Source organism: Mucilaginibacter sp. OK268, from assembly GCF_900103125.1.
Taxonomy (GTDB): domain Bacteria; phylum Bacteroidota; class Bacteroidia; order Sphingobacteriales; family Sphingobacteriaceae; genus Mucilaginibacter.
This window is the reverse complement of record NZ_FNJV01000001.1, coordinates 363,187-386,487: the sequence shown is the minus strand read 5'-3', so window position 1 is coordinate 386,487 and position 23,301 is coordinate 363,187. Positions and strand designations below refer to the sequence as shown.

General features: G+C 44.5%; 15 protein-coding genes. 2 read left to right on the top strand and 13 right to left on the bottom strand.

Annotation, left to right across the window (positions count from 1 at the left end):
• Positions 1 to 7 precede the first annotated feature (7 nt).
• The 9 genes from BLR84_RS01660 to BLR84_RS01620 all read right to left on the bottom strand — a co-directional run bounded on the left by BLR84_RS01660 (position 8) and on the right by BLR84_RS01620 (position 18,981).
• The gene (locus BLR84_RS01660) at positions 8 to 3,607 is read right to left on the bottom strand and encodes a malectin domain-containing carbohydrate-binding protein (RefSeq protein ID WP_255366834.1); all 3,600 of its coding nucleotides are present in this window, start codon (positions 3,605 to 3,607) and stop codon (positions 8 to 10) included.
• A gap of 1 nt (position 3,608) precedes the next feature.
• Positions 3,609 to 6,383 (bottom strand): glycoside hydrolase family 95 protein, encoded by a 2,775-nt coding sequence (locus tag BLR84_RS01655; protein ID WP_218128193.1) that lies wholly within the window; start codon positions 6,381 to 6,383, stop codon positions 3,609 to 3,611.
• A gap of 40 nt (positions 6,384 to 6,423) precedes the next feature.
• Entirely contained in the window at positions 6,424 to 9,186 is a 2,763-nt protein-coding gene (locus BLR84_RS01650) for an alpha-d-galacturonidase (protein ID WP_255366833.1), read from the bottom strand.
• A 218-nt stretch (positions 9,187 to 9,404) separates the two neighbouring features.
• The gene (locus BLR84_RS01645; protein WP_090463419.1) at positions 9,405 to 10,949 is read right to left on the bottom strand and encodes an MGH1-like glycoside hydrolase domain-containing protein; all 1,545 of its coding nucleotides are present in this window, start codon (positions 10,947 to 10,949) and stop codon (positions 9,405 to 9,407) included.
• A gap of 6 nt (positions 10,950 to 10,955) precedes the next feature.
• The gene (locus tag BLR84_RS01640; protein ID WP_090463417.1) at positions 10,956 to 11,969 is read right to left on the bottom strand and encodes a zinc-binding alcohol dehydrogenase family protein; all 1,014 of its coding nucleotides are present in this window, start codon (positions 11,967 to 11,969) and stop codon (positions 10,956 to 10,958) included.
• Between the two features lie 168 nt (positions 11,970 to 12,137).
• Positions 12,138 to 13,790 carry a UxaA family hydrolase gene (locus tag BLR84_RS01635; RefSeq protein ID WP_090463414.1) on the bottom strand — a complete coding sequence of 551 codons (1,653 nt, stop codon included), beginning with the start codon at positions 13,788 to 13,790 and terminating at the stop codon, positions 12,138 to 12,140.
• Positions 13,791 to 13,802: 12 nt separating this feature from the next.
• Positions 13,803 to 15,296 carry a tagaturonate reductase gene (locus BLR84_RS01630; protein WP_090463411.1) on the bottom strand — a complete coding sequence of 498 codons (1,494 nt, stop codon included), beginning with the start codon at positions 15,294 to 15,296 and terminating at the stop codon, positions 13,803 to 13,805.
• Between the two features lie 25 nt (positions 15,297 to 15,321).
• On the bottom strand, positions 15,322 to 17,226 hold the full coding sequence (locus BLR84_RS01625) for a glycoside hydrolase family 88/105 protein (protein ID WP_255366832.1): 1,905 nt from the start codon (positions 17,224 to 17,226) through the stop codon (positions 15,322 to 15,324).
• Positions 17,227 to 17,325: 99 nt separating this feature from the next.
• Positions 17,326 to 18,981, bottom strand: coding sequence for a glycoside hydrolase family 28 protein (locus BLR84_RS01620; protein WP_090463408.1), 1,656 nt, complete (start codon positions 18,979 to 18,981; stop codon positions 17,326 to 17,328).
• 249 nt (positions 18,982 to 19,230) lie between these two features.
• Between BLR84_RS01620 and BLR84_RS29600 the strand changes: the two genes are divergently transcribed.
• Positions 19,231 to 19,536 (top strand): hypothetical protein, encoded by a 306-nt coding sequence (locus tag BLR84_RS29600; protein WP_143013800.1) that lies wholly within the window; start codon positions 19,231 to 19,233, stop codon positions 19,534 to 19,536.
• Positions 19,537 to 20,051: 515 nt separating this feature from the next.
• On the opposite strand, the gene BLR84_RS01610 is transcribed toward BLR84_RS29600, so the two are convergent.
• The 4 genes from BLR84_RS01610 to BLR84_RS01595 form a co-directional block, all read right to left on the bottom strand.
• The gene (locus tag BLR84_RS01610) at positions 20,052 to 21,062 is read right to left on the bottom strand and encodes a nucleoside hydrolase (RefSeq protein WP_090465677.1); all 1,011 of its coding nucleotides are present in this window, start codon (positions 21,060 to 21,062) and stop codon (positions 20,052 to 20,054) included.
• A gap of 309 nt (positions 21,063 to 21,371) precedes the next feature.
• Positions 21,372 to 21,968, bottom strand: a complete 597-nt coding sequence (locus BLR84_RS01605; RefSeq protein ID WP_143013799.1) for a hypothetical protein — start codon at positions 21,966 to 21,968, stop codon at positions 21,372 to 21,374.
• 477 nt (positions 21,969 to 22,445) lie between these two features.
• Complete coding sequence (locus BLR84_RS01600; protein WP_090463400.1) at positions 22,446 to 22,640, bottom strand: hypothetical protein; 195 nt, start codon at positions 22,638 to 22,640, stop codon at positions 22,446 to 22,448.
• A gap of 191 nt (positions 22,641 to 22,831) precedes the next feature.
• Positions 22,832 to 23,062, bottom strand: a complete 231-nt coding sequence (locus tag BLR84_RS01595; protein ID WP_090463397.1) for an SDR family oxidoreductase — start codon at positions 23,060 to 23,062, stop codon at positions 22,832 to 22,834.
• A gap of 10 nt (positions 23,063 to 23,072) precedes the next feature.
• Here BLR84_RS01595 and BLR84_RS01590 point away from each other — a divergent pair, with 10 nt between their 5' ends.
• Positions 23,073 to 23,222: a winged helix-turn-helix transcriptional regulator gene (locus BLR84_RS01590; RefSeq protein ID WP_255366831.1), complete on the top strand. Its 150-nt coding sequence runs from the start codon at positions 23,073 to 23,075 to the stop codon at positions 23,220 to 23,222.
• Positions 23,223 to 23,301 lie beyond the last annotated feature (79 nt).

Below are 23,301 nucleotides of genomic sequence, written 5' to 3'. Positions count from 1 at the left end.
TTAATATTTATTGCATTTCGATGCCCGAAACAGCCAAACCATCAGCTTTAATGCCCGTGATTACCAGTTTATAATTACCCGCGTTGATACTTGTGCCCGTGTTAGTTGCAACCGTGCCCGATTTATTTTTAGCGACCGGTTTAAAACTTAGTTCTTCCTCCTTCATCAGCGTACCATCGGCAGCCAGTAACTGCATTTTTGCCGTGAAAATTTCGTTGGTTTGGTTATAATATTTGATGCGCAAAGCGTACAGATCGGCAACACCCGGGGTTATCGCGAATGCCACACTGCCACCTGCTCCGCTGCTAAATTTAACTACTTTTTTTCCGTTCAGGGTGTCGGGCCTTAAGCCGTCGCCCTTTAATTCAGCAGTCTCGGCCTTATAGCTCACGGTTTTGCGAAGGTCCGTTGCCGGTTGCAGCGAAGTAACAGGCAGTACCACTACAGTATACATGAACTTACCCTTATTTTCACCTAAAGTGACTACATCAGCTTTTTTGAAACGTTTCCTGTAAACAGGTAATGGATGCCCGCCATCAGCGTCAGTTTTTACAAATAAGCCGGTGTTTTCATAATCTGAGAGCCAGGCTGGTCTTTGAGATGCGGGTACATCCATCGCTACATAAACGTCCGCATTAGCATTTAAGGTAAAAGCCCCCTCTAAATCTCCCCCGGTAAGCGAGACTTTTAAAGCCCTCCCTTCCGGGAAGGGTTGGGTGGGGCTGATCCAATTGGCACCGTAAAATATGGGCGGCAAATCATTGAAGATTATCCCGGCATCGGTATACTGTTTTTGGCCGATATCCATCCAGCTTTTTACTGTCCATTTATTATTGCCCTGCAATTGACCAATTATTCCGGAACCCGCCTGGTGAGGTTTAATTTGTTTGTTTAAAGTACTGATAGCAATAGCAGAGATGATAGCTTCGCCGGCAGCGGCATTTGGAAAAGATAAAGTTAGCATCCTGCCAGTAACATGTGCGTTAATACTTTTTTTAAGCGCCTTCGCATACCCGGCTTCTTTCCAGATATCGAGATCATAAAGCATAGTTTTATCATTCACGGCTACATCAAACAAACGCCAGCCGGAGCAATCCATTCCACCACCCGTACCATACCAGGGCTCGGTAAAATACAGTTCGATGCGGTAATCTCCATCGGGTACCGGGAAATTGAATTTCAGCTTATCTAAACCATACCTGAACGTCTGGAACAGTTCACCATCTGCCGTTCCGCCAATCCTGTCAAAAGTGCGTTGCTGGCTGGCGAAGAAGGATGGCATACCGGGATAATCATCCGTCCATGATATGGAGCCGGGCTGTTGTTTATTGCCCTGATGCCTGTCGGCCGTCCATTTATTGCCGTAACTGTCGGTATAATCAGGGCCGCCGCAATTGAGCCGATATAAATAATTGTAACCGGCTTGTGGCTTCAGAATGGCAGGATCCTCCCTTGGTAAATGTGGCGCCGACGGCAAATGGTTCAGCATGATCTCATCATGCGTTACTGGTTTACCATTTATATATCCCACTGCATATAACACATTGTATTTAATATTCGCGTCATCCCATTGAAAGTGTGTGCCAATACCCTGGCGCTTTCTTTTACCTAAAGATTCATGGTTGAGATCATTAAAAAGCTCCACCTCATCGCAATTGGAATAAACGATAATGCTATCTTTTTTTCCCGGAGTTATCCAGCGGTTTGGCCAGGTATGCGATACGATGTATACCATTGGTTCCTTATCCTTTGGTGCATAATTTGCCCTGTACATGTAAAAAGCATCGGTGGGTTGCCCCCAGGGTGTAAACAGCCCTTTGTAATTGACAGGGCCAACCCTGTCGAGCTCACGCTGACCTTCGCCGCCCTGTGTACGGCCGGGATTTTCGTGTGAATACAGCAGCCATTGAAAATGCCCGGCAACCTGAGCTTTTACGGATTCGGCCAGGTGGACTTTGGTTTCCATGAGCTGGGTCATGCGATCTTCACTTAACGGGCCGTTTGCATTAAAAGGGCCTTCGGTGTGTAAGCCGAGGCTTCGCCAGGCGCCGTATTCGCCAACCAGGATCTGTTTTTTCAAGTCATCGCCATATGTTAGCGGATTACCACCGTAGGTGCCCGTCCAGTTTTGAGGCACATCCCAATCGGTACCTTCGCCGCCGTTACAGGTGGTTATTTTGCGTTGCGATGAAGCCGTAGGATCAAGTTTTCGGATGATCTCACTGCACTCGTGGGCAAAATCGGCGGGCAATTTACTTTCGTTTTGCAAGCCCCAAAGAATAACCGAGGGACTATTGCGGCGTTCCTTTACCCAATCAACCAGTAAAGCCTTGTAATTGGCCCTGAACGCGGGTGAATCATACCAGATATGTGCCGAATACTGCGGCCACCATAATATGCCAAGCTTATCCCAATATTGCTGATAAGCTAAATTATGGGGCTGATGTGCATCCCTGAAAGCGTTAAAACCGGCAGCTTTTACCTGCATTACCCGAGCCTTGATTTCCTGATCGCTAAAAGCATGGCTTTTCCCCATCAGGTGTTCATATTCGGCAATGCCATTGATAAAAACAGGTTTTCCGTTGAGGTAAAAACGATTATCGTTGTTCCTGCCAATAGGCCAGCTGATCCAGTGGATACCATAAGGCGTTTGCATTTTGTCGATCAATTTCCCATCGGCCCAAACCTCTGTAGTTACCTGATACAAATAAGGTTCTTCCAGCGACCATAAATGCACATTTTTAACATCGGCAAATTGTTGAGCTATTACATTAGTCTCTCCGGCGTTTAGTGTTTTAATTGTTTTAGCTTGCGTGATAGTTTTACCACCGGCGTTGACCAAACTATTTGTGACAACTATAGTAGATGGCTTGGCTCCATAGTTTTTAACTTCAGTTTCAAGATTAAGCGTTGCCAATTTTTCGCGAACGGTAGTATCATTCCAGATGTGTACGCCGAAAGGCTCAATCCTCACGTCCTTGGTAACTATCAAATGTACCGGCCTAAAAATCCCCATTGGCTGCGAGCCCTCTGAAAAACCAGGATCATCAGAACAACCGCCACAAACCCAAGGCAAATCTTTGATAAAAGAGGGATGATCTGCTTTAACACACAGCAGGTTTTGCTTGCCTGCTTTAACAGCATCCGTTACATCAAGAGTAAATGAAGTGCGGCCACCGGCATGATAGCCAACTTGCTTACCGTTAAGCCAAACTGTTGCATAAGAGCCGACGCCTTCAAACCACAGAAAATAGCGTTTATCATTTTGTTTTTTTTCAAGCGCGAATGTTTTACAATACCATGCGGTGCCGTGCCTGTTGCCATGTTTCAGCCGGCGATAGCCCTCATACGTATCCCAGTTATGGGGTACGTTTACTGCTTGCCATTTAGCATCGTTAAAACTTTGCTGTTCAAAACCGTTGTGCGCTTTGGAGTTATAATCATCAGCAATGCTTTTCCAATTAGCATTTAATGAGATTTCTCTGCGGATATTCTGCTGAGCGTTGACTGTAGATAAATTAAAGCCTAACAGTGTCATAAAAAACAAAAATGCCAACCGATAAATCAGCCTGCCATTTTGCTCATTAAATGTCTCTGTTACCCGCATTTTACAATTGCTTCAAATACGCATCAAAGCGATAAATCTTACCTTTTTGAGTATCGAGATTGACCGTTTTACCGGCATAATTTAAACGGCAGGGATTACCAAGTTTTGAAAGCACCTGCAGGTTTTCCAACCGTCCATTTTGCCATTCAAAATCCAGCACAAAACCACCTCTTGCACAGATACCTTTGATATTTCCCTTTGGCAACGCAGTTGGTAAAGCGGGCAGTAACTCAATAGCATCACCCTGACTTTGTAAAAGCATTTCAGCTAAACCAGCCGCGCCGCCAAAATTGCCATCGATCTGAAACGGCGGGTGCGCATCGAACAGGTTGTGGTAAACCCCGCCCTTCTCCTTCCCCGAACTTACATCTGCTGGCGACAATAATTTAGTCAGCATCAGGTAAGCGTGATCACCCTGGTGCATGCGCGCCCAGATATTTACCTTCCAGGCAATGCTCCAGCCTGTGCCTTCATCGCCCCGATATTTCATGGAATGTTCGGCAGCTTTCAGCAATTCAGGAGTTTTAAAGGTGATATCCGTACCGGGATAAACACCCCACATATGCGAAACATGCCGGTGGGTATCGGTAGTATCGTCCTTATCTTCCAGCCACTCCTGCAGCTGACCGTATTTGCCAATTTTATTGGGTGCTATCTGGCTGTATTTGAGTTTTAGCGTATCGGCAAAAGCTTTATCAATGTTTAATATTCTGGCGGCTTCAATACAGTTTTTAAACAGATCGCGAATGATCTGGTGATCCATTGTCGGCCCCGCGACCAAACCGCCATGCTCCGGCGAGTTGGATGGTGTGCTGATGAGGTAGCCTGTTTTAGGATCTTTCACTAAGAAGTGTACAAAAAATTCGGCAGCTCCTTTCATTTCGGGATATGCCCGATTTTGCAGAAAGCCCTTATCGCCGGTATACAAATAATGTTCCCATAACTGGTGGCAAAGCCAGGCCGCGCCGCTCACCCAGATGCCATGATTGGAAGCATTAACCGGCGCAGTCCCTCGCCATAAATCGGTGTTGTGGTGCAATACCCAACCCGGTGCACCGTAATGTTCAACAGCGGTTTCATGACCAGTTTTAACGAGATCATCAACTATGCTAAAAAACGGCTCGCTGCAAGCCGATAAATTAAGCAGTTCGGCAGGCCAGTAATTCATTTGGAGATTGATATTGGTGGTGAACTTGCTGCCCCACGGCGGCGTAATCAGGTTATTCCACAAACCCTGTAAATTCGCCGGGCCATTACCGGGTCTTGAAGACGAGATCAACAGATACCGGCCATACTGCATATATAAGCTGATAAAAGAAGGGTCAGGCAATTGTCCAAACTTCAGGATCCGCTCATCAGTTGGCAGATCAGCATTTTCTCCTTTACCTAAATCAACGGAAAACGTATTGAAATACCTTTGATAATCCTTGACATGGGCCGCTTTGATACCCCCATAATTCTTATGGGTTATAGTGGCGATCTGTTTTCTGCAGATAGCCTCCGGATTGCCCGAAACATCACGATAGTTTTTAAAATTAGTTGCCGCTGTAAGATAAAAAGTTGCTTCGTTAGCTCCTCTAACGGCTATATTTTTCGGGCCAACCACAACCTTACCGCCATTTGCCTGCACGTACAGATAGCTTACACCACGTAAAACGCCGCCTTTTACTTTCAACGACAGGGCAAGTGTATGATCATCAACTTTACGGGTGACATAGTTTTTATGCAAGCTGCCCAACAACGCATTCAGGGTAATTTTACCGGGTTTGTCCGCCGTCAGATGCACAGCCATAACCTGATCGGGTGCACTGCTTAAATATTCACGGGTGTAGGTAACGCCATCGGCTTTGTAGCTTACATGAGCCGTGGCATTGGTAAGATCGAGATCGCGTTTATAGTCCGTTACCTCCTGTTTTGGAAATTGCAGGTACAGATCGGCAAATGGCTGATAATCGGCGTTGTAACGGGGGTATGCAGGCGGGTTATCATCCTGTATAAAATATTTCCATTGACCTGCAAGACTAATCGCATCGCTTTCACGTCCTTCAGGATAAACTGATAAAGTTTTGGCGTTACTTGTAAAGCCACCCTTATCGTAAAAATTGATTACCTGTATGGCAAGTTTATTATCGCCAACAAATAATTTATTAGCAGGGATGATGTATTTTCTATAACCATTACCCGAAGTAGTGCCAATGTAATCTCCGTTAAGCCAGGTTCGGTCTATGTCACGTATCCTGCCTAAGCTAATTACTAAGTTTTTCCCCTTCCACCCGGCAGGAATATTAAAATGCTTAATGAACCAAACTGCACCATCTACACCCTCAAATCCGGGTTGAGCTTCCCAACCCTGTTCTGTAGGTAGTGTGATGGTTTTCCAGCTATCATCACGCATCATCTCATCCTGTGGACCATACATAGCAAACATCATACTAACCCACTTAGCCGAATCAGCGGCATAAGTGGCTTCATTGCTTTTCATCCCCATAAAATGCTGCTGCGCCAATGCCTCCGCTTCGACCTGTTTGCCTTCAGCAAGCAGCTTGCGGATAGGCTCCAAATATTTCACAGCACCTTTACGGTTGTAATCGCGGGGACCGCCTGTCCACAGGGTTTGTTCGTTGTATTGGATATGGTCTTCGGTAACGCCGCCGTAGATCATGCCTCCTATCCGGCCATTCCCGATGGGTAAGGCATCAGTCCACTTTTGGGCGGGCTGTTTATACCAAAGCTTCAGGGGCTGCGACTGGCTAAATGCCTGCACAACTCCAAACATGAATATCACAATAAATAAACTCTTCCTGCTGTTCACCATATCAATTAAAAAGCCAGCGTAAGTCTTTAATATTTCCTTCGTTGCTTAAGCCTGCATCGTAAACCGGTATATTGGCATCTGCATCAATAATCCCCAACACAAGCGCCGCACCCCTGCCTAAGGTAAGGGTGTTTGCCCCCGCTTTAAATGTATAAGTATGAATATTTACAGGCGGTAAGCCATCAACTTGAATAGCATTGGCAATCTTGATATCGGCCTGGCCGTAATCATTGGCGCTGGCATCTGTTTCCAGTTGCGGCTCGGACAGGTATTGGGGCATTTTGCTATTAAAAAAGCCAACCAGTACTTTTACTGGCTTATCGCTTTTAAAACTGATCGTCGTTCCGTTCTTCTGCTGATCCGCCCTGGATAACTTGATACCTTTTAAACCTGCCAATTCTTTGGCTATATTTTTTATCAGGGCAGATGTATCGGTGTAAATCGCTTCACCTACGTTTACCTGATAACTGCTACTACCACTGCCACTATTTTCAAATTGTACAGGCGCATCTTTCAAAACGGTAACCTCTTTTTGCTTTTGCTGGATTTGCGGCGATTTTAGCGAATCGATATTGCGTTTAAAATTGTCCAGTTCTTTTTGGTAAACCGGCAACAACTCAACCCAGGTTTTCATTTTTGCATCATTACCGCCAACCGGGATTTTGCGCTGTTTAGTTTGCATGCTGTTGGCGTACAGGTAAGTATTTTCGGTTAGTTTAACCAGTTGTTTATAGTAATCCAAACTGGTTTGCAGCTCGGGCAGTGCCTTTTCCAGGTCGGCAACGCTGTCCGAATATTTATAGCGCAGTACCCATAAGGCTGCCTTTGCCTTGTAAGCATAACTTTTGGCCATCGCGTTATAGCAGTATATATCGTTCTTTAAACGGGTAAATTCAGCTTTATCTTTACTTACCCGGGGAAAGGCTTTGTCGATAGCCTCGACCGCTTTTTGCCCTTGCTGTATTACACTATCGATAACCTTAACCGGTGTTTCGCCGGTGTGAGGTTGGTGTCTCCACTCCTTTTCGGCATACTCGCTCATCATTTCACCAACAGGGCCTTCCGAATTATACAGTAAAGAAAACAAGCCAAACTTTTCGGGATTGACCAACTGGCTCATCAGCATTCCTAAAGTCATGGTTTGGCGGTTACCGTCAGTAATACCGAAACGGCGCAACAATTCGGGCGAGATATTGCCCGATTGTTCATAAGCTTTTAAAATGGCCTCGCCGCCGGCTTGGTCACATCCATATTTATTGCCCAGTTGCCTTGCCCAGTAACGAATTTCCCCTGCCCTGTCCCTCTTGCTGTCCCAGGCATAGCGCGACCATGCCTTGTACCAGATCCAATCCCTATCTAACTGCAACAAACGCTTGCCTCCGGTATTATCAGCCGTGTAAGGCCAGTCCCAGTAGGATGCCTGCGGATATAAATGCAGGGCATTTGCGCCGTAAACTGTATGCATGGCCTGCACGCATTTCTGTATAAAATCGGCTGAGCCATATCGGAATGGCTCCAGGTTGGCGAGGATATGTACATTTTCTATCTGCACGGTACCGATATTACTCAAGGTGCGGTGCAGATCGGCCCATGGGCCATGTGGCTCATAGGTGGTGAGGGCTTCGCCGTTGTATTTGGCCATGGTATACAAATTGTGATACAAGGGTTTGGCATATTTCATTACCGCCGGCGCGTCACTGTCATGTGCGCGGAGTACAATCGGCGGTTCATCCGTGCGGCCTAAAGCTTTTAAGCCATCCTTCACTCCCGGAATAATAGTTTGCGTGAACCAATCAATATCATCCTGGCCAACGCCTTCCATGGCTTCGCCCAGCGTAACCAATAAACCTACATGTGGGTATTTTTGTACAAATGCAACGATAGATTTACGGGTATAATCGGCAATTACGGGTACGATGTGCCGGTTCCTGTCCTGCGTTTTCAGGTTATTTTTTTCGGCGAAGGGTTTGGATACAATGATATTATAAAAGCCCTGGATAAGCCAGATGCCCCGTTTATCAGCTTCATCCGCCAAAAAACTGTAGATCTCTTCGTTTTTTTTGAAGGTAGCATCATCAACCTCAACAGCGTAAGGATATTCTTTTACCCTCACTAATGATGCAAACGGGTGGCCATTCCACAGATACAATGAATTCATGCGGTTTTGGGCCAACGAATCCAGGTAGCGTATCCATAGGGCTTTATCATAAAACCAGGGAAAGTTTTGCGGTGTATAAGGATACTCATAAGTACCGCGACCGGGTAACAAGGCAGGCTTCTGTACGCCCACGCACGCACCCCGCAAAACCATTTCAGGCTGGTCATGCATATTAATATTTACAGGCAGCTTTCTATTCAGTGCGATCTGATCGGCCAGTTCAAGGCAGCCGTAAAGCGCGCCGGAATTATCGGCACCGCCTATCAGCAGTTTATTTTTAAGTCCCTGATCACTGATGATAAAGCCCTCTTTGCCGGGACGATTGACTGCAGAACCGATTAATTTCTCAATAGGTGCATCAGTAAGTAAACCGATAATGATTGCATTGCCTGAAGGGAGTGTGCCTTTATAGGATTGCTCTGCAACCAAATAGCCTGCGTGCTGCAAGGCAATCGTTAGTTTTTGCACACCATAACTTATCCTTGCGTGATGTTTAGGCAAGGTAATAATGGTGATTTTTTTTGAAGGTTTTTGCGCGTGTAAGCTTGAATGAAAAGAAAAGATCAGCGCGAATAACAGCAGGAGATAACGATTGGACATCTTCATTTTCATTCGTATTAAACAGGCTTACCAAAGCCCGTTTTTTTAAAACGAAGGCTTCAGTATCTCAAACGATACCTTTGGTTGTGAACTTAATTGGTCGTATAGTATTCAAAAATATCAGTACGCTGCTGTAATTTCATCTGATATTTTCTCTATCTACTATACGATATTATCATCATTTAAGCCAGCAAAGCCAATAAAAGAGAGAAAATGAGTCAGGATTAAGCCGGGAGCTTTACCAGTACATGTTTTAATTGTACACTCCTGGATATCACCTTACCGTCGGCATAAATGATGAACCCCTTGCCCTTGTGATATTTTGTGCCTGTTTTATCCCAAACCACGCTGATAGTGTGCCCGTGATAAAGTACATTATCCAATGCAAACCATTTCCATTGGTTTTGAGGAACCAGCGGGAAGATCTCCAAAATATTATCTTCGCGGGGTTTTAAACCCACAAGATCGCTGATAATCAAATCACAAAAGCCGGAATGATTATAATAGCTGCTCCTCGGGTTATCACCTTTAAGCCAATAGCCTGTTTTTTCGTCCTGGTATTCACCCAAATAAGGCTGTCCCCGCTTAATGTGTGAAAGGGCATATTTATGCAGTTCATTATAAAAAACACCCGGCGTCATAGTGCCTTTATTTTGATACGCGGTAAGCAGATTGGCCAGTCCTTTTAAGGTTTGCGTGGTGGCAAATGGCCACACCGCTCCATCCCATTCGCAACCATGCCCGGTACCGTGGGTGCGGAACAGTGGGTGCCTGCGTTCGGCAGTGGTAATGCCCCATGGCGCGTTGAAACTTTTGGGATTTATCAACTGATCCCATTGTTTGGCATATACCGGCTTATCATCGGGCAGGTTAAAATACCAGGGGATAAAGCCCAGTTCCTCACGAGCACCGGCAAAATGCCCGTCGGGTTTGCGCACTTCAAAGAAGGAAGCGCTATCGTTCCAGAGACTGTCCTGCACCAGCTTTTTCAGGTTGATAGCTTTTTGTGCATATTTTGTTTTCAGTGAATCATTGCCGGTTAACGCTGCCATTTTTGACAGGGCTACCGCATTACCATACATATAGCTGTTAATAGTAGGCCGGATGTTTTTGACCTTGCGTCCCCCGCTGATACTTTCCTCCATGGCATCGCGCACATCAAACTGCCAGAACAGTTTTGAAGGCAGCTGCTTTTCTGTTTCCCACACATGGTAATCGGCATTGAGCAAAGGCAACGCCTGCGCAATAAACTTTTTGTTAGGGTTTACGAGGTAGTAATTATAAACCGCGTCATCAATCCAGCTGCTGAAAGCGTGGAGGTGCGGTTTCTTTTGCTTAGGATCGATATAAAGCCAAAAGTTAATATACTGATCGATATATTGCAGATCATGCAGCCAGCGCCCCTCATAAACCTGGTGACCGAGAGCGCTGCTTGAACTATTATAAACGCCCGTAAAACTTACCGGGGTTATGAATTCGGTAAAAATAAAGCCGTCGGGCGTTTGTTTGAGGTGTTTCCTGAACGTCCACCAGCGGTAATAATAGATCTTCTGAATTGCCGAATCGGGACATTCAAACAAAGGAACATTTTTGACAAGCCATTCGTAGGCATGGTCATTGGTAATGTAATTCTTTACCGTTTCGGTATCTATTTTATTAAAACCGTTTACGTAGGTTTTTAGCTTTTCAAAACTCAGCACATGCTTTTGCTGTGCGAAAGCATTTACCACAATGCAAAAAAACAAGCCGATCAAAAACGCCCTTTTCATTATCACTTATACCTCCACAATTGCTTTTATAACTCCGTTGGCGGGGTTAAGCCAGCTTTCAAACTGATCTTTTACTTCATCGAAAGTCACCCGGTGGGTGATATACGTTTGCGGGTTTACCAGTCCGCTTTTCATGGAACGAATCACATGCTCAAAATCCTCGCGGGTGGCGTTACGGCTGCTCATTAAGGTAGATTCTCGCTTATGAAATTCGGGGTGACTTACAATGATCTCGTCGCGCTGCAAGCCAACCAGCACGTACCTGCCGCCATGCGCCAGGTACAGGAATGCCCCGTTTATAGCTCTTTGATTGCCGGTTGCATCGATAATCACCGTAGGCATCTCGCCATTGGTGATCTCTTTCAGGCGTTCGGCTACATCTTCGTTCTTTACGTTGATGGTATAATCGACTTTCAGGTTTTCACGGCAAAAGTTAAGGCGTTGTTCATTTACGTCGGCAGCTATGACCTTTGCACCGGCAATTCGGGCAAATTCGATAATACCTAAGCCTATTGGACCTGCACCGATAACCAATACGAACTCGGACGGTTTTACGTCGGCACGTCTCACGCCATGAGTGCCTATTGCCAGCGGTTCAACCAATGCCAGTTCATCAAAACTCAATCCCTCGCCATGAACCAGTAAATGCGATGGAACCTGCAGGTATTCGGCCATGCCACCATCGGTATGTACACCGCAAACCCGGATATTTACACAGCAGTTTGGTTTACCGGAGCGGCAGGCAATACAATGCCCACAATTGAAATACGGAATAAAAGTAACAGATTCACCCATTCCAAAACCTTGGGCATCGCCGGCTTCAACCAGCTCGGCTGCAAGCTCGTGGCCTAAAATTCGTGGGTAGCTAAAAAAAGGTTGTGTCCCTTCAAAAGCGTGCAAATCGGTACCGCAAATGCCTATGCGTTTTATTTTGAGCAACGAATAACCCGGTTTTAATTGCGGCATATCGGCATTGCCGTATTCCAGCTGACCGGGTGTGGTACAGGTTAGTATTTTCATCAGTTTTTCGTCATATTTCTCTCCTGTTTCCGTGTCCTCACGGAAACTTGGTGCTTTTTATTTTGGCTATTTCTTCCTTCTAACTCTCTTCATTCCACATACCCCTCAACACCTTTCTATGGGTGTTTGTGGGGACACGCACACGGGTGGAAAAAGTAAATATGCAATTTAAAGCGAAACTCCTCTTTTCCACGGGATAAAATCATCCTGTCCGTGACGTACCGCGTGGACTTCAATTTCTCCGCTCGCCACTTTTACAACATAGTCCAAAATGCGTTCTCCTGCTTGTTCAATGGTTTCATCACCCTCCACAATAGTACCGGTGTTGATGTCGATAATATCGTTCATACGGTTAAATAACGCGGTGTTGGTTGCAATTTTTACAACCGGCGCTATCGGGTTACCGGTAGGTGTCCCCAGGCCCGTGGTAAACAGTACGATGTTGGCACCTGAGCCAACTTCGGCGCTGGTTGATTCAACGTCATTGCCTGGTGTACACAGCAGGTTAAGACCCGGTTGTGTTACTTTTTCGGGATAATCTAACACATCGGCCACCGGCGATGTACCTCCTTTTTTAGCCGCCCCGGCAGATTTGATAGCATCGGTGATCAAACCATCTTTAATATTGCCCGGCGATGGGTTCATGTAAAAGCCTGAACCGGATTCCTCTGCGCGTTGACTATAAGTACGTACCAGGTCGGCAAAGCGTTCGGCCTTGGTTTTATCCAGGCAACGGTCAATAAGGTTTTGCTCCACGCCACATAGTTCCGGAAACTCGGCCAAAATAACGGAACCACCCAAAGCTACCAGTAGATCCGAAGTGTAACCGATAGCTGGGTTTGCCGAAATGCCCGAGAAGCCATCTGAACCGCCGCACTCCAACCCAATGGTCAGCTTACTTAAAGCAGCCGGTTTACGGGTATACTGATTGGCCTGCATCAAGCCAGCAAGTGTTTGCCTGATCGCCAGTTCCATCAAATCGGCCTCCTTGCCCGTTTTCTGTTGATCTAAAATATATAAGGGTTTGTCAAACTGTGGTGAGCGTTTGTTGATCTCTTCCTGCAAAGTTTTCACCTCGGCATTCTGACAGCCTAAGCTCAAAACCGTTGCTCCGGCTACATTCGGATGCGTAATGTAACCAGCCAGCAAACCGCAAAGCGCAGTCGAGTCCTGACGGGTACCGCCGCAACCACCTGTATGCGTTAAAAACTTAATGCCGTCAACGTTAGGGAAAACCTTGTTGCCTGCGCTTTGCGCGGTATCACTGCCTATTTCAGTATATAAAACCTCATCTATCTCTGCCCCCGCCTTTATTTTGCCAATCAACTCCTGTGCCTTGATCTCGTATGTTTTTTTTCGGCCATAGCCTAAAGGTTTAACCAAAGCTTCCTGCAATACTTCAATGTTACGATTTTCGCAAAACACCATCGGCACAACCAGCCAGTAATTTGCGGTGCCTACGCTGCCATCGCCCCGGTGATAGCCGTTAAATGTTTTGCCTTCCCATTTACTAATATCCGGCTTGTGCCAATCGGTATGGCTTTGGCCTGTTAAAAAGCTGTTTGCCGCGTGTTTTACATTGGCAGTACTAAGCAAACCGCCAACCGCTATCGGACTTTGAGCCTTACCTACCAATACCCCATACATGATGATCTCGCCCCCTTCAGGGATTTCCACAATGGCAAACTTATGTTTAGCCGGTACTGGTTCCTTTACTGTATAACTTTCACCTTTGTAAGTAACCTGCTCGCCGGCCTGTAGATCGGTCAATGCTACCAGTACATTATCGGCAGGATGTATTTTTAATATATTCTGTTTCATCTCTCTTCCTGTTTAAATAGCACTTATTTCCAGTTTTCCATGTTTGTTAATAAGCTTAAACTGCGCTGTCACCGCTTCCGTAAAGCCGGATAACGTTGTCAGATCGGCATCCCAAAGGCCTTTATTTTTAAGGATAGAGGCTATGGCTGTTTCGACATCGGCAGCGTTCCATGCTTTGCTTAAAGTGGGTGCCTGGTCATCAGTTACCGCATAATTCTCTGAATACGCTGTTCCGGTGTACTTACCATCGGCAATTTCGGTAATTTGCATAAAGCGGATAAAAGCCGCGAAACCAAGGGCCATCAATTGAGGTGCTCTATTATTTTGTTTGTAATAGTTTAATAATAACGGAATAACCCTCATTTTAATTTTAGTGGCGTACTGCACCGAAATGCTTAACCATTCGTGCCTGATGTTCGGATTGCGAAACCTGTCGAGCACCTTATTACCAAAATCGCGGGCTACATCTTCATCAATCTGATAAGGGATGGACGGCATGATCTCGGTAAACATGAGCTGGGTAATGAACTTTGTAAAATGGGCATCGTCCATTGCTTCCTTTACCGTTTTAAAACCTGAAAGATAAGCTACGGCACAGCTCAGTGTATGCGTACCGTTAAGCAACCGGAGTTTTAACTCCCTGAACAATTCAATATCAGGCGTGATTACCACGCCTTTATCTGCCTGGGCAAAAGATAATACTTCGGCAATTTTTTCATCGCCCTGGATAACCCAAAGACTATAAGTTTCAGACATGATACTAAGGTTATCGGTATAACCGCGCTCGGCTTCCATGGCGTCGCTCATTTGCTGATCTGGTCTGCCGGGCACTATCCTGTCCACCAGCGAATTGCAAAAACTATTGCTGCTTTCCAGCCAGTCCATAAAAGTGGGCTCCAGTTTATTCAAATGCGCAAGTTCCAGCACAATGGATTCCAGTTTTTTGCCGTTATCGATGATCAGCTCGGTTGGGATGATCACCAAACCGGTATCAGGCCTTCCGTCAAATGCCCTATAGCGCTCATACAATATAGCCAGCAATTTGCCGGGAAATGATGCCGGCGGATGTTTGCGCACATCTTCCTTCACCAGTTGGATACCCACTTCAGTTGTGTTAGAGATCACTACCTGTAAATCTTTACTGCGGGCTATTTCCAAAATCTCCTCCCACTCGCTTGAAGCAGAAAGCACGCGGCTGATTGCCGAACAGATCACCTGCTCATTAACCTCTTCGCCGTTTTCAATCCCCTTGGAGTAAATGGTGTACAAACCATCCTGCATATCAAAATCAGTAGTTGAGCCTTTATCGGTAGATTTAACAACCGCTACCCTGCCGTTGAAGATCCCGGCACGATTAGCTTTATCGATAAAGTAATCGGGAAGGCCTCGCAGTAATACCCCCGTTCCGAACTGCAGCACTTTTTCAGGCAGATCGAATACATTAGCAGGCGGTAATTCAGTTGCCGGTACAGTTGTTTTGTTTAGGTTATATCGTGATAATATCATGTGCTTATGGGTTGTAATGAAGTTGCTATTTTTTTGTTTGAGGGATTTGTTTAACCAACCAGCTTACTAAATCGTTGGCTGCTTTAAAATTGTCATATTCGGGAGGCAGTTTCCGGCCGTCTGTATATTCGTTATAAAACCAGGGATCGCCAACTGCAAACACGGTGCCCTTGCCATATTTGGCAGTAGCTACAATGATATCTTTACCATTGATTAATTGTGGAACAGCGGCATTAGTTAGCTGCAACGTACTCAACTCCTTGATGTAAACCTTGCGCGCCGTTTTAAAGATGGAATTGCCGGCGGAAATATTAATTGCCCCTTGTTCAAAGTTGCGCCCTACTACCCTGTTAACACTATTTAGGTTAAAACTAATACCAAATTTTGCCATCAGTTTGTTCAGGTGCACAAACTCGGCATTGCCCGTATCGTTGTTTAATACAACCAATACCCCGCCATTTTTCACCCAGTTGCTAATCGATTTAACATGCGGTTCTTCAATATATTTAGCATCAGGGTTTTCCTTTGGGATATCGGGATCAACAATAACATAGGCTGCTGCCTTTTTGAGGTTATTCGCATCCGGCGCTTCATTTAAAGTTTTGGTTTGCAGACCGTAATTGTTAAAGATCTGCCCTAAAAACGAAAAGCCATTGTTATCTTGCTCCTCCCATTTGTAATGGAACGGGATACTTTTGCCGGTAACATCATTGTGATGCTCATTATTAAAATAGCTGTCCAAAAGCACGGTTTTTCCTTTGCCTAAATTCAGGTTAGTTAGGCGCTCCATCTCCACACTTGCTAACATAAAAGCGCCTACACCTTTGGTTTCGTTAGTAACAGTTTTTACGCCGGTGTAGTATTCGTAACTACCGTCGCGGTATGGCTCACCACCAACACCAACAGCGCCTGCCGTGCCGTTAAAGTTTACCTGCCCATCAGCATCTATTTCGATGAAATTTTTGATAATGCCATCATATGATTTCCGGGCTGCCGGTAAATACTTTCGAGGCAAATAGCCTTCCCTTACACCTTTAGCCAGCGTATAAACAAACATACAAGATGCGGATGCTTCCAAATAATTACCTTTTTTGCCCCCCTTATCAAGCACCTGGTACCACAAACCCGAGTTTTTATCCTGGCTACCTTGTATCGCCACAACAAGGCGGTTCAAAATGGCGAGCAGCGCGGCACGTTTAGGGTGATTGGTCGGAAAATAGGGTAACACATCAACCAGTGCCATGGCATACCAACCATTGGCACGGGCCCATAAACTTGCCGACAGGCCAGTTTGAGGATTTGCCCAGCGCTCCTTTTTACTTTCATCCCAGGCATGATACAACAACCCTGTTTTGCTATCCCGCGCATGTTGCTCCATCCAGATAAACTGATCGGCTACCTGGTCAAAATCGACATCCTCATGGTAAACCGATGCGTATTCTGCATAAAAAGGTTCGGCCATATATAAGCCATCCAGCCACATTTGATTGGGATATCTTTTTTTATGCCAGAAGCCTCCTTCAGCTGTTTTGGGCTGCCCATTTAATTGCTTACGAAGTAGTGAAGCTGCTTTATAGTACTTTTCGGCACCTGATACCTGGTGCAGAAACAACAAACTTCGGCCCGAAAGGATATTATCCAAAGTATAATCATTGGCCTTATAAGTGCGGATGGTTCCGTCTGTGCCTACATACCTATCCATTGATTTTTGGATATAACTAAAATATTCGCCTTTTGCCGATTGCTGCCAAACGCTTTGCAGTCCCTGTAAAACGATCCCCTGATCATACGACCAATTAGTTCCCGGCAACGAATCTTTCCAAATACGAATAGCGGTGTTAGCCATCCGCTGCGACCATGGCTGTGTTTGTGCCCTGAGCCCAATTCCTGCAGGCAGGAAAGCACATAGCATCAATATTTTCTTCATCATATAGCTCATTTTATCAATGTTACATCCGGTTATCATTCCCGGCACAGGTGCTGTTCAATGTATTTTTTCAATCAGCCACAATCTTTGTTTCGCCATTCATTATTTTGAACTGGTTAGCGTGCTTTCTGCTGCGCCTGAAACAAACTCAACTTTGTTTTTTGCCTTTGAGGCATCCGTATCAAGCAATTTAATTTGCTGCGACTTTTTCCCGGCGATCCTGAACAGCAGCCTGGTATCGCCATAGGTAATATGGTTAAAAGTTACGCTGCTGCTGTTTTGAATATTGATGAGCGGACTGGTTTCTTTGCTTTTGAAGCAGATATTTTTTAAGAAAATATTCTGTGCCTCTATTACATCGGCACCTTTAACAGTTTTGAAAGTGCTGTTTTCGATGTGGATGTCTTTAATCCCCATTTCCGGCAATCCCCTGATCATGAGCGCTTTTTCGGCACCGTTACAAACCACATTGTCCACATAAAACTTGCGAAATGAGGGTGTAGCTTCTGTTACCGCCACAACGGTCTGATTGTTTACATCATCTGATTCGCCCGGCGATTTACCACTGTAGTACATATCAAAAAGAATGGCCTCATGGGCAATATCCCTCATGCTGATATTTTTGATGAAGATATTTTCAACCATACCTCCGCGGCCGCGCGTGGTTTTAAAACGCAAACCGATATCCGTACCAATGAATGTACAGTCAGACACGAAAATATTACGCGCCCCGCCCGACATTTCACTGCCTATTACAAAACCACCATGGGCGCGATAAATCACATTATCCCTTACGATTACATTTTCGGTTGGCCTGCCTCGTTTACGGCCCTCTTCGTCCCTGCCCGATTTGATGCAGATGCCATCATCGCCCGCATCAAAAGTGCTCCCTTCAATCAAAACATTCCGGCAGGATTCCACATCAATGCCATCACCATTCTGCGCGTTCCAGGGATTTCTAACCCTTACATTCTGTACAGTAAGGTCTTCGCATAATAAAGTGTGAATATCCCAGGCGGGCGAATTTTGTAAAGTAACACCCTGCAGCAATACTTTTTTACAGTTGGTAAGCACCAGCATATTAGGCCGGAAAAAGTCTTTAAAAGGTTCATTGTCCCTGAGGGTTTTTCCATTACCTATTACACCTGCTCCCGAAGTTTTGAGCCCTTTAACATAGCTTTGGGATGGATACCACGATCTGCCATTTTCGCTCACTATACCGCCCGATGCTACGAGCTTATTCCATTCGGCTGCGGTGAGCCTGTCTTTACTGACCGCCCGCCAGGCCTCGCCGTGCCCGTCAATGATCCCCTCACCGGTAATAGCAATATTTGTAAGATTAGTACCGGATACCGGCGATTCATTACGCACCGCGACATGGCCTTCATAATTGCCTTCAACCAGTTTATACTGGCTTTTATCGTTAGTAAACTGCAACAGCGCTGCACGGCTTACATGCAGGTTTACATTGCTTTTCATAACCAGCGGACCAGTTAACCACAAACCCTGCGGAATGAGCACCACACCGCCGCCCTTTGCACTACATGCGGCAATTGCTTTGTTGATGCTGGTTGTATTTAGCGTAAGGCCATCTGCCTTAGCTCCATATTTTAAAATATTGATGGTATCCTTTTTAAACACGGGCTTACCTGCCTGCGGCAAATGCTGCCAGGAATATTGCTGAACCTGCGCCCGCGATGTAAAGCAACCTGCCAAAAGCAAAACCGCTATCCCAAACCTTATTTTTATTACCGACATGTTTTTATTTTAACACAGCTATTTCTCGCCTTATAATTGGAAGGACCGTTAAATCCTAAACAAGATTAGTGGCTGACAGCAAAAAAAAAAAGGATTTGGCTAACTAAAAACGTGCAAACGTTCCCAGAAACGTTTGCGCAAATTTTGAGCGGTCTGAAAGCCGCACCGAGTTTCTATTTTAAATCAGGATTAAAATGACATATCGAGGAACAAAGCAGTCCAAGACGTGCAGGTAACTATCTTTGGTCAATGAACTTACTTCGTCGCGCTCTTGGCCGCGCGAGAGCCAGTTACTTTTTTTGCCAAAAATGTAACCAAAAAGGCTTGCAGCAGAAAGGCTTCTTTGCGCTCAAGCCTTTGCCTGCAAACCGGACTGAACCACGGGCTGCAATTATTTTGCCCCGCTTCGCCGCTCTTACCCCCACTTCTGCAAAAACTTGCTATGCCCTTTCCATTACACATACCCACCATCGTTCTGCCTGCTTTCGCCCGAAGCTGATCCGCTGCGAAAAAGCATTCTCTTTTAACTTGGGTATGGTTAGTATTGACACTTGACTTACTTACTACCTTATTAAATTATTCACCTTTGATTTTGATAATTTATCAAATTCCACCATACCTACCCGGGTGGCCCAGGCGCTGTACATTGCTTCGAGTTCAGCTACTTTTTGAGGATATTTGGCGCTCAAGTCATTTAATTTGGAGCGGTCAGTACTGATTCCATTTATTCTCAGGTCGTTGCGATACTAATTTCCAGTCACCCAATCTTACAGCGTGGCTACCTTCGTGCTCAAAAAACAATCCGTTATGCTCTTTCCAGCTTTGTCTGGATATTCTGGGAGGCTTGACCAGGCGATTCCGTGCAATGTGAAGCACCGATTTGTATTATCACTTTTAGAGAATTACAATTATTGATCAATGAATTAATATGATCAAAGTGTTGCAGAACAAATGGTTCGTTATTTCCATACATGGTGATCAAGGGCTTCGGAATGTCCACTCAGAGACTATCGTCATGTTAAACAGACTTCAGTTCGACAGCGTTCTCAAAAAATTCATTTTTATATGTCTCAGTTTTTAAACAATTCCAGTTTCGAAAAAAAATCGCCGAACATTAACCGGGTGTCGATATGCTGATATACCCTAATTTTTCTTCCGCTGGGATTTGATTGGTAAACACCTGAGCTCGTAATGATGGGGCAAGGATTGTTCATGTAATCACTTGATGACGGATCGGCCTCGAACGATGATTGAAGAGCGGTTAGCAAAACCAACGGGCTATCCCCCAGCACATAGGTTTCGCCGATATTAAACTTGTATTTTTGCAGTCTTCCTATCAAATTCTCAAGGGTGTTGAAAAGGTACTTGCCGATCTCTCCATTTGGTTTGATCCGCGTTGCCAATTCCGCATAAGATATTAATGCTTGCCGGTAAACATTTCGCGGCACCTGCCATAAATTTACCTGGCTGCGGTTAAATAAAGCTCTTGCGGCAAAAATATCGATATTCAGGTTATACTCTACTGCCGAACCATTGGGTGGAGGTAAGGCAAGACCGCTGTACTCAGCGCCGCCGATCCATATTAGTGTTAGCTTTTCAGCAATTTCCGGTTTGGTTAATGCCGCCGAAGCAATTTCGGTAAGCCCGGCGCCGCATAACACATATAATGGCAACTTGGTATCGGTGCGTAATGCTTCCTTTAGAATAAAATCAACGGCATCGCTTTTTACCGGCGTGCTGTCGTTTGGCATGCCGGTATTGGATCCGGCTATAAGCGGGATCTTCCCATCCATTTTCATCACCGACAATAATTCATGCGCTTTTTTTGCAGCGTTATCCGCCTGTGTTTTAGAAGGGTCGAAACCATCGCGGGCATTTAGGTGCGTACCGATAATAGCCCTTATCTCAACCGATGGCGACAACAGCAGGTGTGTTAATTGGAAAAGACCGTCCGGATCACCGCCAAAATCATTGTCTATGATTACACGCATACGCGGTGTTATCAGAGGGGCCATTTGGCAATTGGCGATTAAAGGAGATACGAAGATCAGCAGAAAAAAAATGGTCTGGAATATTCTCATGGCAATTATTGTTTGATTAAATCTATATAAGCCCTCTTTCATTGTCTTTGGAAAATCTGTGGTATAAACCGCGGGCTTTCGGGCTATACGTCCCTTTAAAGTATGAAGATTTATTAATAATTTTTCTTTTGTGATCATGCTCAGGATAGGTCTTTTATTTCCGCCGTCTTCATTAATGGCAAGCTCATTACTAACTAAATTGAATAGCCTAACAAAATTTCAATTGCTTTAAAAAAAAAGAATCTATTACACAGGTTTACCATTGGTATAACATCTTCGTTTCCCGATTTGAAGAAAAACATAGTTGTTTCAAAATTTATGTTGAATTCGTAATTCACCTTCTTTTGAATACATTTTTTTTATATCATTAAATTTGTAAGTAAACTCCCGTCCAGTTGGCTTAATAAATGTAATAAAACCGATAACTACTTTAATGTACTTTTGGAAAATGTTTTTTTCGTGAGAATAAAGTGAAAATAATATATGAGCATCTCTTTGCAAATCACTTTCTAACCTATCCGATAAATAAACAGTCCAATATTTTTCAATAGTTCTGTAGAAGTTCAACATCGCCCCTTGGGAGTTAATGTCTGAGGTTTTCTTAAAATCACCTTCCCTAACTAAAAACAGTTTTCCAGTTACTCGGCTTAGGCACACATACACATAATTGGTTTGTTGATATACATAATTTCTTTTAACTTCCGTATAATGGGAATAGAAATCAGTCATTTCATTGAAATTAACATCTAAGTCAATAGGCAAATTTTCGCGGTTATCCAGGAACGAAAACTGTGCAAAACCGTTTATACCTATGAACAAATTCGTGTGAGTGAAATCATTGTTTGCGGCAACTGCGAATATTGAACCGCTACTTAGACCGGCGATGAGCACGTTAACCAAAATCAAATACAATCTATTAAAAATCAGAAAGTTATAACAAGAGGCAATTAATCGGTTCGATGTACCCCCAAAAATTCACTTTCGAAGAATTGCAACATCGAACCGCTTTTACAAGTGAATTATACTCTTGTATCTACTTGATAACAGCGAAATAAAAGGTAAAAAAGAAGACCAAACGACCGTTTTTTGGTGCTTGCCCATTCTGGCTCCAGACTGGACATAATTCGAACCACTTGATTCACCAGCTAAAGTTATTGAACGAACTAAAAGTTGCTTAAGAGATTCGACAAGGATATTGCATTGCTTTTTGGATGACTTAAAACTATTGGCAATTAAGATTTTTTAGATGATAAACTGAGAAGTTTTTAATCCGGCGAATGACATGAGGCATGGAAAATGATATTAATACCTCATGTAAACATCATAAGCCGCCTAAGCCGAGCTGTAAAGAGCACAATAATAAATTGACTTCCGCTACAATCTTCATCGTTTTACATTAATAGCGGGTCTAATTGTTACAGGTCCGATTAGCCCTGCCGACATCACCTGGTCATCACTGGCTTTAAACTGCAGGTATCGTTGATCCCCGCTTTTTGCCTTTCCTATAAAGCTGTTTAACTGGCCGGTGGCCACACGTATCTCTATTTTGTTGCCGCCTTCCCCGGACTTTCCGTCCAAAGATAAAAATTTAAAAAAATGAAAGATCTGACACAAAGTAGCCGAATGCTGATTGATGAGAACACTGAACTCTTATTCTAAATTAATATTGATCGTATGATTTCTTTAAATCACTATTTTATTTTGTAGAGCGAAAAGCTCTAAAAGCGGAAGTCGCCGCTTTTAGGTTTGCTTTGATTTGTTAGTGCTGATTATTTCAGCGCATAATTTATAAAACCGCCGTCGGCAATCAGTTCGCATCCTGTAATAAAACTTGCATCTTCGGAAGCTAAGAATATAACTACTTTGGCAATTTCGTCAGCACTTCCCATTCTCTTTACGGCGGTGCTGGAAGCATAGTGCGCTTTAAATTGACCTACCGCTTCTTCAGGGAAACCAAGTTTAGAATAGTTAGGGGTATCTGTTGGCCCAGGGCTAACAATATTTACACGGTTGAAAGTAGATTATGAATTGACAGATTTTGGCAAATCTCTTATTCCTTTACTTAAATCCATCGCTGAATGGGGAAAAGAAACGGCAGAAAAAAACAAAAACATAAAATACACCCCTAACGAAGGTATGGATTGTTCAATCCAGAAATAGTTTCTTGCGCATCAAATCCTTAATCGCCTACACAGTTCTAAATGTTCAGCATAAGTTGCTTGACATCCAGGTTTGAATT